Consider the following 12,882-nt stretch of genomic DNA (forward strand, 5'->3'; position numbering starts at 1 on the left):
GTCTGCAGATATGCCACAGACAGCATGATGCCCGCCAGCATGGTCACTAAGACCGCCGGCCAGCCTCCGTGGGGGTTGTTCAGATGAACCAGACCAAAGACAGCGGCGAGCAATAAGGTAGCGACCGTCGGTCCAACTGCATCGCGAAGTCGTTGAAAGGCATAGCCGCGGAAGGCAACCTCTTCAACCAGGGCGGCGACCGCGAGCAAGATCAGGTTATTTACCGTGAGCAGGATAGACCGGGGGCTCCACCAGAAGCTGAGGTCGAGCCTGCCGGAGAGCATGATCGGCAGCACCAGAACCGTAATGAGTCCCCAGCCTGTAGCTACTCCCAGGGCGAGCTCTTTGCTAAATCCTTCTCGCCGCATAAGCCCCATGGCCTTGATAGGACTTTCCTGCCCATCAAGAACACGTCCCATTCCCCAGAAGCCGAGCAGCAGCAGGGCCAGCCAGAATGTCCGGAAAAACAGTTCATGCGCCGAAGTATCGATATTCGACGTGGCCATGACGGCAATGATCTGGGAGGCAAAGACCCAGACGGTGCCGAAGACAAAGCGCACGGCTGCGCTGCCCCGAGTCTGGCCTCCAAAGAGCCCGCCGGAGCCACGCATACGGTCCTGGGTCTGCAAAGTCATCGTGGCCAACGCAGCTTAGGAGGCTACCTCGAAGAACTGGGCCATGTTGCGGAACTTGCTGTAGCGCTGGGCCAGCAAGTCATCAACGCTAAGCGCACGAAGGTGGGCCAGATTGGCCTCCAGACGGTCGTTCAGAAGAGAGACAGAATAGGCGGGATCGTTCTGTGAGCCACCCTCCGGCTCTGCAACGATCTCGTCCACGCAGCCCAGCCGCTTCACATCATCTGCGGTGTACTTCAGGGCCTCTGCTGCCTTCTGCTTTTTGGCGGCATCCTTCCACATGATGGAGGCAGCACCCTCGGGAGAGATGACCGAATACATGGCGTTCTCGAGCATCAGTACCCGATCGGCCACAGCCAGCGCGAGCGCTCCGCCGGAACCTCCCTCACCCGTAATAGTGGCCAGGATTGGCACGCGCAGACGAGCCATCTCGATCAGATTGCGGGCGATGGCCTCTGCCTGTCCGCGTTCTTCCGCGCCGAGGCCTGGATTTGCTCCTGCCAGGTCGATGAAGGTGAAGACCGGACGGCCGAACTTCTCAGCCAGTTTCATGGCGCGCAGCGCCTTGCGGTATCCCTCAGGGTCCGGACTGCCGAACTTGCGCAACATGCGCTCCTTTAAAGTGCGACCCTTCAGGTTGCAGACGACCATGACCTCTTCCCCGTGAAAACGGGCCATACCGGCTGCCATGGCGGGGTCATCGCCGAAGGCACGGTCTCCGTGGATCTCGCTGAAATCGGTAAAGAGTGCCTGGATAAAGTCCATCGGGTATGGGCGCTGGGGATGCCGCGCCATCTCAGTCCTTCGCCAGGCTTCAGACGTCTCTGCCACGGCGGGCTTTGCTGCCTCAAAATCTGCCATCAGGTTCGATTGTATCGAAGCTGGTCGAGCGCAAGCCAGTTATCGCTGCGGAAGTGCAGCAAGATGAAAAAGACGACGAGATACAGCAACTGCTGGCTGGCCACATCCCATTGCTGATTGGCGGTAGTACCAGCGGTGAGCATCATCATGAAGAATGATCCGCAGATCAGGGCAAGGCGGGTAAGGATGCCGAAGATCAAAGCCAATCCAAGGGCAGCCTCCGCGAATGGGATGACGTAACCAAGAGCGAGTACCAGGCCATGCGGCAACGGAGCATTCGCAAGACGCTGTGCGGTATTAGCAGCGAAGACAGCGACGCCGACGTGGATCCGCGTGAACCCATGACCCGCAAAATTGATACCGAAGGCGATGCGAAGCAGAGCGTAGGCCATCTGGCGGTCGGTAACCATGCTGGTTGGACTACCGGTACCGCCCGGGAGTTTCAAAGCTTGCGTTTCGCCTCAAGAAAGGAAGGCGCAACAGGAGGTACATCACTGGGGTCGTTGAGCATCYCCCACCGCATCAGCGAAAACGGCAGATTGCCGTTCAGCCAGATGAAGTCGTGGAACTGCTGCAGCTTGAAGCTCTCCCCCTGCTTCTGGCGGGCATCGGTCATCAGCCGCTGAATGTCGAGTTTGCCGATCTGATAGGTAATTGCCTGTCCAGGTGTCGACGCAAACATGATGGCTTCGCTGGTTGCTGTACCGCGGTCCATGGGTACGACCTTCGTTAGATAGTCGGCGGCCTGCTCCAACGTGAACTCGCCGAGGGCCAGCTTGACGTCGACCTCCACGCGTAGCGCGCGCAGGCGCATCATGCCGTAGATGGCTTCCTTCATATGTGGCGAGTCGTCGAAGAGACCGGCCTCCAGCGCCATCTCCTCGGCATAGAACCCGATGCCTTCATTCGACTCCGAGTCGTAATAGTGCCGCCGGATCGAGTCGGGGTGATGCCAGCTCCAGGCCATCTGGAAGTAGTGTCCAGGCGAACCTTCGTGCAACGTCAGTGGCCGGGTATCCCGCCCGGTGATGGAACCCCAGAAATTAGCCGTCGGGCGCGGAGTTTCCTTGTAGCTGGTACCGTCTTCCYCAAGTCGCGACGGTCCGGTGAGGTCGTCGGTTACGCCCATGAAGCTGAGTGCCGCTACATAAGACGGGACCGGAAGATAGTAATAGTGTTTGACCTCGGCAGGATCGGAAAGGACACCGTGCGTGACCATGTACTTTCGGATGGCGAGCTCGTTCGCCTTCTCCGCGTCCATCTGCTTTTCGATCGTGCCGTAAAACGGGACCTCCGGAACGCCGGTGCTCGCGGCCCGTGCCAGAGTTTCAAAGCTTACAGATCGCTCCCACTCCTGGCGGCCCATTCGCAACAGGTCTTCCGGGGTGTACTTCATCAGCGCGACGTTGCGGAGGAACCAGATGTAGTCCTCCCGTCCCACCGCGGTCTTCTCCGGCAATGGAGACTTCCCACGTGCGCTCACCCATTCGCGATACTCCACGAGCGCTTTTACCGCGGCAGCCTCTGCCTTTTCGAAGCGAGGTTTGTTCGCATCGGAGAGCACGGGCAGCAGCCCATCGTGGACCTGCTGCATGTGTGCTTCGATCTCCTTGAGTTCGGAGAGTGTCGCTCGAACGTAAGGCGCCCGAATATCGGTAAGATTCTTCTTCCCTTCTTCCAGCGTGTAGGGCATGCGTTCCAGGCGGGAGAGGATGATCTCCTCGCGCGCCGGTGTAATCGGTGGCTTCGGTAGAAGGGCGGCATAAACGGAACCGAGGCTCTGATCGACGTAGAAGAACGGGTTCTCCTTCCACATCGGGAAGACCGTCAGCTCCCAGTGCACCCTTGCAATAGCGGAGCCAAGAAGCCGGTTGTCCACCTGATCGGCAACCGGTTCCTGTGCTGCGGAAAGGGCGCGCCACTGCTTCTCAAACGCATCGATCTTCACCTTGTACTGGGTGACATCGTCTGCCGCCCAATGGACGACAAAAGGTTCCGCTCGCTCGATGCGGGGAATGTCATCGTTGGTAAAGGCCTGCTCTGTAGCACGCCACGTCCAAAACTCCTCGCTCAGAGTGCGAAGCTTCGTTTGAAACGTGGAAGTTTGGGCGGAGGCAGACCACGAAGATGATGCAACCGCAAACAGCGAGAGCAGGAGGATCCGTTCGAGAGGCATGCAGACAAACTAACAGCTTAGCGTTGCGAGGGTGAGGTTCCCGGCAGGATACGCAGACCCGCTTCATGTCGATCGTGTTAGTCGATGACGCGGACGGCGCCCTGACCGACGAGCTCTTCGACGTGGTCGATAAAGAGCTTGTCCGCAGCGACGGAGAGTCCCTGTGGCTCCAATACAGCGCAGAACTGCCCAGGTTCCTCGAGATCGAGTAACACCTTGCCCGGTCCGGGCGTCCCCTGGAAGAGCGCAAGCAGCTTTTCAAGCAACGCCTCATCCGGATGATGCAAAGGCACCTTCACACGGAGTGCGGCCGGCAGCTTGATCTTCACGTCTTCCAGAGCCTGGATCGAGGTGACCGAGAGCTTCGGAGCTGAGTCTTCTTCTCCGCGAAGAGTGCCGCGCATAAGCACCGGAACGTCAATCTTCAACTTCTCGGCCAGCTTCTCGTAGTCCTTCGGGAAGGCAATAATGTCGATCTTTCCGGTCTGGTCTTCGAGAGCTGCAGAGGCATACATTTCACCGGAGCGCTTGGACTTGGCCACCTTCAGCCCGGTGATAACACCGGCGATCTGAATCTCGTTGGCGCTGCTATCCTGCCCGCGGCGGAAGACCTGGGGCTCCGGCTTCATCTCGCATGCGGTGGCTGTATCCACAACCTTGAGGTTGCGCAATTTCTCGCGGTACTTGTCCATCGGGTGACCGGAGACGAAGAAGCCGAGCACCTCCTTCTCGTTCTGCAGGCGCGTGTGTTCATCCCAATCCGGGACCTTGGGCAAGTCATCATCCGCCTTCTTCGCTACGTCGGGCTCTGCATCAAAGATGCCGAAGAGACCGTGCTGGCCCGTCTCGGCATCGCGTTGCGACTTCTGCGCGCGTTCGATCGCCCTATCCAGAGCAGCCATCACACGGGCTCGTGAACCGAAGCTGTCCATCGCGCCGGCCTTGAGCAACGACTCCAACACGCGCTTATTCATCAGCCGCAGATCGACCTTCTCGCAGAACTCCCAGATCGACGTGAAGCCAGCCTTTCCTTCCGACTGCAGCACGGTACGGGCCTGCTGGATGGATTCGATCGCATTGCCGCCGACGTTCTTGATCGCGGCAAGACCGAAGCGGATCGCGTCGCCGATCGGGGTGAAGTTTGCCGCAGAGATCTGCACATCCGGTGGCAACACCGTGATGCCCATTTCGCGGCACTCCTGAATGTACTTCACCACGTTCTCCGGCTTGGAGGTTTCCGAGGTCAGAAGCGCAGCCATGAACTCCACCGGATAGTGGGTCTTCAGATAGGCCGTGTGATAGGCCAACAGAGCGTAAGCGGCCGAGTGCGACTTGTTGAAGCCGTAGCCGGCAAACTGCTCCATCAGGTCGAAGAGCTGGCCAGCCTTGTCCTTGTTGAACTTGCGTTCTGCAGCTCCGGCCATAAAGATGACGCGCTGCTTGGCCATCTCAGCCGGGTCTTTCTTGCCCATGGCACGGCGCAACAGATCAGCGCCGCCGAGCGAGTAACCGCCGATGGCCGAGCTGATCTGCATAACCTGCTCCTGATAGACGATGACGCCCAGCGTCTCTTTTAGGATGGGCTCAAGCTCAGGGAATGTGTATTCAACAGCGCGGCGTCCCCACTTGCGCTCGATGAAGTCATCAATCATGCCGCCCTGAATCGGTCCGGGACGATAGAGAGCGTTGAGAGCGGTAAGGTCTTCCACCGAGGTAGGCTTGTAACGGCGCAGTACATCGCGCATACCACCGGATTCAAACTGGAAGACGCCGGAGGTAAGCGCCCGGTGAAAGACCTGTTCGTAGGTCTTTTCATCGTCGAGCGGCACCTTGGCCATCTCAACTTCGGCGCCCCGGTTTGACTTGATCAGTTTCAGACAGTCGTCGATAACGGTGAGTGTCGTCRGGCCGAGGAAGTCCATCTTGAGAAGGCCCATCTTCTCGACGGCCTTCATGTCGTAGGCAGTAACGATATCGTCGTTCTTGGCGCGTGTGACGGGAACGAGTTCAGTAAGCTTGGTCGGCGCGATCACGACACCGGCGGCGTGAACACCGGCTCCGCGCACCAAGCCTTCCAGCCTCATCGCCGTATCGATCAGCTCGCGGATCTTCGGGTCTTCATAGGCTTGCGCGAGCGGGGGTGAATCCTTGAGCGCCTGCTCAATGGTGATGCCAATGGTCGCTGGAATCAGTTTTGCGACACGATCGACTTCGCCATAGGGCATGTCAATCGCGCGACCGACGTCCTTAATCGCGGCCTTCGCAGCCATCGTGTTGAAGGTGATGATCTGCGCTACCTGATCGCGTCCGTACTTGCGCGTGACATGCTCGATGACTTCACCGCGGCGGTTCATGCAGAAGTCGATATCGATATCGGGCATGGAGATACGCYCAGGATTCAGAAAGCGTTCGAAAAGCAGCTCGTTCTGCAGCGGATCAATGTCCGTGATCTCCATGCAGTACGCCACCAGCGAACCTGCGGCCGATCCACGGCCCGGGCCGACAGGGATATCGCGTTCGCGGGCGTACTTGATGAAATCCCACACGATGAGGAAGTAGCCGGGGAACTTCATCTGCTTGATGCAGTCAATCTCGCGGTTCAGGCGCTCTTCATATTCGGTGAGGGTCTTCCGCAGCAAGCCACGCTCCTGCAGATGGCGGATGGCTGTCTCCTTGCGCTTCTGGAAGCCCTCGCGGCAGACCTGCTCGAAATAGCTGTCAATGGTCGCGCCTTCCGGCACGACGAACTCCGGGAAGGGGTTCTTGACCTTATTGAGCTTTACATTGCAGCGATCGACAAACTGCATCGTCCGAGTGCAGACCTCGGGCGCATGCTTGAAGAGCCGGTGCATCTCCTCGGCGCTCTTGATGTAGAACTCGTTGGTATCGAAGCGGAAACGGTTGGGATCGTTGATGGATCCGGCGGTCTGGACGCACAGCAGGATCTCGTGTGCACGGCTGTCATCGTCTGCCACGTAATGGCTGTCGTTGGTAGCGATCAGCGGGATGTTGAGTTCTTTTTCGAGCTTGAACAGCGCTTCGCAGACAGGCTTGTCCGGTTCGAGACCGTGATCCTGGATCTCGAGGAAGAAGTTGCCCTTCCCGAACATCTCCTCAAACATGCCGGCAGTGCGCTTGGCCTCGTCATACTTCCCGGCCATCAGATGCTGATTCAGTTCACCGGCAAGGCATCCGGAGAAGGCAATCAGGCCCTCAGTGTGCTTTGATAGAAATTCCTTGCTGACGCGCGGCTTACGGTAGAAGCCATGCAGGGCTGCTTCGCTGGTAAGACGGACGAGGTTTCGGTAGCCCTCTTCGTTTTCGGCGATCACGAGAAAGTGGTTGTAGCCGTCAGCGAGTTCACGGTGGTCCGCGGTCTTCGACAGGTAGAGCTCGCAGCCGATGATGGGCTTGATGCCCTTCTTCTCCATGGCGGCCGCGAAGTGCACTGCGCCATAGATATTGCCATGGTCGGTCATGGCGGCGGCCTTCTGGCCTAGTTTCGCCAGGTGGGAGGCCAGTTTGTCGACGTCACATGCGCCGTCCAGAAGCGAGTAGTCGGTATGCAGGTGAAGGTGGGTGAACTCGGCGGCCATGTGTTAATTCTAGTGAGCTTTGGCAGCGGCTGCAGAGTGTTGAAAAGGCGGTACCAAATATGGCTTCGCGAAGGCCGAGCCAGTTGCTGGTTCCTAATGATTAGGAATTATGGGTATCCCTTACCCACCCTGGCGTTGCGAGCGTTCACCCCAACGAACGGGGTTCGTTGGGGACCCCGAGGGTGGGGCACCCGGTAAGGAAAACAAGGAGGCTATTGCGGCAGGAACTTTGACTTCGGAAAGCCCTTGCGGCGAAGCGTCCAGCAGTACTGCGCCTCATTGAACTCGAAGAGAGCTTCACGCCACCAGCCGTACTCGGCCGGTTTGGCGGCTCCGTCCGTCTTCCATTCCAGCGGGAAGTGCGACAGGATCATGCCTGCGCGCGGCAGGTGGCTCTTTGAGCTGACCACCTCGGCCGAGTGCCAGCCATGCTGCTGCATGATCTCGTTCGAGTAATAGATATTCTGAACGGTATTCTGAGCCTTGCCCTCTTCAATGACAGCAGATTCCGGAACTCCCTGCTGCTCGGCATAAACAGCCATCGAGTGGGCCTCAACAAAGCGATTGTGTGCTGCCCCGCCGGTCATGATGATGACCGGCGCAATGCCCGCCTTCCACTGCCTGACACCTTCAAGCACTCGTTCTCTCTGTTCCGGCGACGGGGTTCCATCATCCTTCGAAGGCGTGCCCAGCACAACAATGGCGTCAAACTTCGCCTGCTGCGTATTGGCGTTCGGCAAGGTCCAGTGAGCGATCTCCAGCCCACCCAGGATAACGACGGCAACTAGCAGCAACACCAACCCGATCCACTTCAGCGTTCGCATCGATCCCTTATCGCTCCTCACACAGATTCTGCAACTTCGGCTTCGCCGATCATCTGTTCGGCGTTTTTGCGACTGGCTTCGGTAATGGTGGCGCCACTCAGCATGCGGGCAATCTCGTCCACGCGCTCTTCCCTGCTCGTCTCCCGTACGCCGGTGCGCGTCTTGCCTGCCTTCACCGTCTTCTCGATCACCAGATGGGTATCTGCGAAGGCTGCGATCTGAGGTAGGTGGGTAATGCAGAGCACCTGCTGGCCTTTGCTGAGCTGCTTGAGTTTGCGTCCCACGGCCTCGGCTGCGCGTCCACCGATGCCGATATCAATCTCGTCAAAGATCAATGTGCGCGGCAACGGCGTCTTCTTGCGCAGCTTGCTGACGCCGTCCTCGACCGATACCTTCAGCGCCAGCATGACACGTGACATCTCGCCACCGGAGGYAATCTCAGTCAATGGAGCCAGAGGAGCCCCCACATTCGTCGCGATAAGAAAGGAGATGTTGTCCCAGCCGTGTACTGTCCACGCGCCCTCGTCCTCTTCCCAGGTGACCTTTACCTCGAAGCGGACCTTCATGGCGAGATCATTAATCTGCTTCTCAGCGACCTTCTCCAGACGGGCAGCGGCGCTCTTGCGTTCAGCCGTCAGCCGACCGGCAATGAGACGATATTCCAATGCCGCCGCCTCCAACTGCTTGCGTACCTGCTTGACGAGCTCGTCCCGGTTTTCGATCTCACCCAGCTTGCGGGCGACCTCCTGCCCGTGTGCGATCACCTCAGCAAGCGTGTGGCCGTACTTGCGCTTCAATCGATCCAGCAGAGCGAGACGGTCTTCAATCTCTTCCAGACGCTGAGGGGACGCATTGATTCCGTCAGCGTAATCGCGTACCAGTGCTCCAACATCTTCGACAGATGCTTTGGCGCCAGCCAACTGCTGAACAGAATCGGCAAACCTGGTGTCGAACCGCGCGAGTTCCTCCACTTGGCGAAGCGCCGCGCCGAGCTTGGAAGCGGCTGCGCCTTCTCCCTCGTACAACAGGTCGAGTGCGGTCATGGCGCAGGCGTAAAGCTTCTCGGAGTTCGCCAGGACACGTTTCTCGGTCTCGAGAGCTGTGTCCTCGTCGGGGTTGGTGAGGCCGGCTTCCTCGATCTCCTTCGCCTGAAAGCTCCAGAGATCGGCTGACCGCAGGCGGTCCTGTTCATCCCCTTCGAGCTCGCGCAGGCGGGAACTTGCCTCATTCCAGGTCGCGTAAGCGGCGCTCATGTCGGAGAATACGGAGCCACCCTCACCCAGATAGCGGTCGAGGAGTCCGCGTTGCTGCGCCTGATCAAAGGCAGCCAGCGTATCGCTCTGGGCATGGATCAGGGCGAGTTCCGGCGCAAGCTGCCGCAGTACGGCAACGGTTGCTGGCTGGTTGTTCACCCAGACGCGTCCCTTGCCGTTCAGGGCAATTTCGCGGCGAAGCAGAATCTCGTCGGACTCGATGTCGATCCCGTTTTCCTCAAGAAGCGCTTCGGCCCCGGGTGTCGCCTCAAAGACACAGCTCACCACGGCTTTTTCCGCACCGTGGCGAACAACGTCGCTGGACGCCTTACCACCCATCAGCAGCGCAAGAGCATCAATCAAAATGGATTTGCCGGCGCCGGTTTCGCCGGTCAGAAGATTCAGGCCGGGACCGAATCCGGCCACGGCGTGGTCCATTACGGCATAGTTTTCGGCTCGTAATTCCAACAGCATGGCAGCCTGAGCATAACAAACGTGTGCACCAAACTGGGAACCTCACCCAACTTCTGCCCATTTTGCGCGTTTACACTGGGAATAAGCATTTTGTGATGACGATGACCCACGTACATCTCCTCGCCTCTTTTCTCCTGCGAATGCAGGAGACCGCCGCCGATCAGCAGGCCGCTCCGCTTCCCCCCTCGGGAGCCGGTGGCTCCGCGCTGCTCGAGATGCTCCACAACTCCGGTCCGGTCGCTTTGGCTGTGCTGGTGCTGCTGACCTTCGCGAGTGTCTTTTCCTGGGCCATTATCTTTGCGAAATGGTCTAGCTTCCGCCGTGCTCAGACACAGTCGCAACGGTTCGTTCGCGCGTTTCGCAAATCGCAGCGTCTTAGCGAGATTGCCACGGTAGCCGAACAGTTCAAGCCCTCGCCCCTCGTTATTGTCTTTACCGAGATCAACGAAGAGTACCAGCGCCAGACGGGGGGCCGTGGACTTCCGCGGAATCCGGTGGCTTTGGAGCGCGCGGCACAGACCGCCTCCTCTGAGGCGCTGACCCGCATGGAATCGCGTCTGACATGGCTGGCTACGATCGCTGCTATCGCTCCCTTCGTAGGCCTGTTCGGAACGGTGATGGGCATCATCGATGCCTTCCACGGGCTGGGCACTCAGGGTGCGGCGACACTGCGCGCCGTGGCGCCGGGTATCTCTGAGGCTCTGATTACGACCGCTGCCGGTCTGGTCGTGGCAATTCCGGCCGTTATCGGCTACAACCAGTTCACTGCCCGTCTGCGGGAGTTCGGTTCGCGCATGGATGATTTCGCACGCGAGCTTCTCTCGGCGATCGAAAACGCCGCCATGTCTCAACCCGCTGCTCCTCAGGTGGAAGAGCGCCGGGTGCGGCAGTACTAAGGGAGTGCGATATGGCCTTCTCCAACAGCGGTAGAACGCAAACCTCCCTCGCAGAGATCAACATGACGCCGTTGATCGATGTCGTGCTGGTACTGCTGCTCATCTTCATGCTGACCGCACCGGTGCTGCAGTCTGGGATCGATGTCGCGGTACCTAAGACCCGCTCCGTCAACCAGGTCACCGAGGAGCGGCAGGTGGTAACGATCAACAAAGATCAGCAGGTGTTTTTACAGGACAAGGTAGTTAATATCCACGAATTGCCTGCGTTGCTGCGGRCCGGCTCTGCCAATCCATCCAAGAAGATCATCTACCTGCGCGCGGATGAACGTGTTCCCTTCGGCGCTTTCGCCTCCGTCATGGACGCGGTGAAACAAGCCGGAATTACCAACATCAGCATCGTGACCCAACCGATCGAGAAGTAGACCATGCCGAACGACCACACATGGACAGAGCCGGACCCGCTTGGCGGCAATTTTGCCGGATCGGCGATCGTGCATGCTCTTGTTCTGGGAGGCGTCGTCGCTGCAGGTTTCCTGGTCCATCGGGGATCGAGCTGGGGTGCGGCCACCGCTCAGGCGGGAGCGATTCAGGCGACGATGGTCACGGCGATTCCATTGCCTGCGACGCAACGCTTCGACAAAGATCAGGTACTCACGTCGGACACGCCTAGCCCAGCGCCCAAAGAGCCTGCACCACAGACGGTGGCGCCACCGAAGCCGGATGAGATTCCGATTCCGGTAAAGCAGCCGCCAAAAACACCTAAGGTCGCTCAACAGGATACGCCTGCTCCGCCGAAACATCCGCAGCCAATGCAGCCGCCAAAACCGAATGTGGCGCAGACCGGCGAGACTTCAGGGATCCGGATTCAGCAGTCGACGATGCAGGTGACCAATGGAACGGCATCGGTCGCTGTTCAGGATTCCGCATTCGGAGCCCGCTATGCCTATTACGTTAATGTCGTGAACCGGACTGTAGCGCAGAACTGGTTCACGCGAGAGGCTGATCCCGTCAGCTCGGTAGGACGCAGCGTCACTATCATCTTCGATATCTTGCGGGACGGTACCCCAACCAACGTCCGCATGGGACAACGCTCGGGCTCACCGTCGCTCGACGCCTCAGCTTTGCACGCCCTGGAACGAGTAGATGGCTTCGGGCCACTGCCCGCAGGCGACCACATTACGGTGGAGTACACCTTTCATTACCAGCCCCATTGAGGTTTACCGCATCAAACCGGATTAAGTTCCGTCATACCATAGGATGAGAATGCAAAGTCCGTCGTGTAAGTTCAACGTTCTTCTAGCGTTCGTGGCCGCAGTCGTCACAACGGTGGTCCCCGCCCGTGCCCAGGACTGGTTCAAGACTGAGACCAGCACCGGCGTCGATAAAATCCGCATCGCCGCGGCCGATTTCAAACAGGGATCGGGTGATTCCGCTGCGCTGAAGCGCACCTTCGATTCAGTTCTCTATGCCGATCTCTCCAATGCCGGCATCTTCGACCTGGTGTCGAAGAGTCTGCTGCCCCAGGCAACGCCTGGAGCCCCCAGCGAGATGAACGTGCAGCAGTGGTCGCCCGCTCCGGTCAGCGCCGCCATGGTCGCCTTCGGTTCGACTACCGTGCAGTCCGGCAAGCTGGTCGTCAACGGATGGCTCTTTGACACCAAAAACGTCCAGTATCCACAGGTCCTGGCCAAGCAGTACAGCGAAGACGCTACCGATGACTCGGCCCGGCAGATCGCACACCGCTTCGCCGACGAGATCATCTTCCGGCTGGGCGGTGGTATCCCCGGTATCGCTGAGACCAAGATCGTTTACGTCCACCAGGCCGGCGGTTCCAAAGAGATCTGGATGATGGACTACGACGGCGCGAACCAGCATCAGATCACGCATTTGGGCACGGTTTCCCTGTCGCCCCGTATCTCGCCTGACGGTACGCGTATCGCCTTTTCCTCTCTCGGCAAGGATGGCTGGGGCATTCGGATGTATTCGCTGGTTCTGGGACGCCTGGTGAACTTCCCCAGCTTTGGCGGAACCAATCTTTCCCCCGCCTGGGCTTCAACAGGCAACAGCCTTGCCTTTTCGAGTTCCCGCACCGGTGACCCGGAGATCTGGGAGACGGACGGCAATGGCAACGGAGCGCATCGCCTGACCTCCTTCCGTGGTCCGGATG

Annotated in this window: 10 protein-coding genes and 1 pseudogene; 4 read left to right on the forward strand and 7 right to left on the reverse strand. The window is 59.0% G+C overall.

Translation table 11 applies throughout. The features are described 5' to 3' along the window. From AB4043_RS01620 to recN, 7 genes are all read right to left on the reverse strand, one after another. On the reverse strand, positions 1–635 hold a 635-nt coding region (locus AB4043_RS01620), incomplete at its 3' end, for a CPBP family intramembrane glutamic endopeptidase (protein WP_442306380.1). Positions 636–650: 15 nt separating this feature from the next. Continuing rightward, positions 651–1,496: an acetyl-CoA carboxylase carboxyltransferase subunit alpha gene (locus tag AB4043_RS01625; RefSeq protein ID WP_442299592.1), complete on the reverse strand. Its 846-nt coding sequence runs from the start codon at positions 1,494–1,496 to the stop codon at positions 651–653. After that, the gene (locus tag AB4043_RS01630) at positions 1,496–1,942 is read right to left on the reverse strand and encodes a DoxX family protein (RefSeq protein WP_442306381.1); all 447 of its coding nucleotides are present in this window, start codon (positions 1,940–1,942) and stop codon (positions 1,496–1,498) included. Before AB4043_RS01630 ends, AB4043_RS01625 begins: the two co-directional genes overlap by 1 nt. Beyond that, positions 1,939–3,672 (reverse strand): DUF885 family protein, encoded by a 1,734-nt coding sequence (locus tag AB4043_RS01635; protein WP_442306382.1) that lies wholly within the window; start codon positions 3,670–3,672, stop codon positions 1,939–1,941. The genes AB4043_RS01630 and AB4043_RS01635 overlap by 4 nt, the downstream gene beginning before the upstream one ends. A gap of 77 nt (positions 3,673–3,749) precedes the next feature. Next, positions 3,750–7,268: a DNA polymerase III subunit alpha gene (gene dnaE, locus AB4043_RS01640; protein ID WP_442306383.1), complete on the reverse strand. Its 3,519-nt coding sequence runs from the start codon at positions 7,266–7,268 to the stop codon at positions 3,750–3,752. 212 nt (positions 7,269–7,480) lie between these two features. Beyond that, positions 7,481–8,092 (reverse strand): YdcF family protein, encoded by a 612-nt coding sequence (locus AB4043_RS01645; RefSeq protein WP_442299596.1) that lies wholly within the window; start codon positions 8,090–8,092, stop codon positions 7,481–7,483. Positions 8,093–8,109: 17 nt separating this feature from the next. Continuing rightward, positions 8,110–9,819: a DNA repair protein RecN gene (gene recN / locus AB4043_RS01650; RefSeq protein ID WP_442306384.1), complete on the reverse strand. Its 1,710-nt coding sequence runs from the start codon at positions 9,817–9,819 to the stop codon at positions 8,110–8,112. 101 nt (positions 9,820–9,920) lie between these two features. Here recN and AB4043_RS01655 point away from each other — a divergent pair, with 101 nt between their 5' ends. The 4 genes and pseudogenes from AB4043_RS01655 to AB4043_RS01670 all read left to right on the forward strand — a co-directional run. Further along, positions 9,921–10,715, forward strand: coding sequence for a MotA/TolQ/ExbB proton channel family protein (locus AB4043_RS01655; RefSeq protein WP_442299865.1), 795 nt, complete (start codon positions 9,921–9,923; stop codon positions 10,713–10,715). Positions 10,716–10,726: 11 nt separating this feature from the next. Further along, a complete protein-coding gene (locus AB4043_RS01660) occupies positions 10,727–11,137 on the forward strand; it encodes an ExbD/TolR family protein (protein WP_442306385.1) in 411 nt (136 codons plus the stop codon). 3 nt (positions 11,138–11,140) lie between these two features. Continuing rightward, positions 11,141–11,929, forward strand: coding sequence for a TonB family protein (locus AB4043_RS01665; RefSeq protein ID WP_442299599.1), 789 nt, complete (start codon positions 11,141–11,143; stop codon positions 11,927–11,929). 49 nt (positions 11,930–11,978) lie between these two features. Further along, a pseudogene (locus AB4043_RS01670) lies at positions 11,979–12,882 on the forward strand (translocation protein TolB); the annotation flags it as partial.

Origin of the sequence: Terriglobus sp. YAF25 (assembly GCF_052113305.1) — a bacterium.
GTDB lineage: Bacteria > Acidobacteriota > Terriglobia > Terriglobales > Acidobacteriaceae > Terriglobus.

Coding starts and splice junctions, on each gene's coding strand:
- AB4043_RS01625 (WP_442299592.1), bottom strand. CDS start 1,496: ATGGCAGATTTTGAGGCAGCAAAGCCCGCCGTGGCAGAGACGTCTGAA.
- AB4043_RS01645 (WP_442299596.1), bottom strand. CDS start 8,092: ATGCGAACGCTGAAGTGGATCGGGTTGGTGTTGCTGCTAGTTGCCGTC.
- AB4043_RS01655 (WP_442299865.1), top strand. CDS start 9,921: ATGACCCACGTACATCTCCTCGCCTCTTTTCTCCTGCGAATGCAGGAG.
- AB4043_RS01665 (WP_442299599.1), top strand. CDS start 11,141: ATGCCGAACGACCACACATGGACAGAGCCGGACCCGCTTGGCGGCAAT.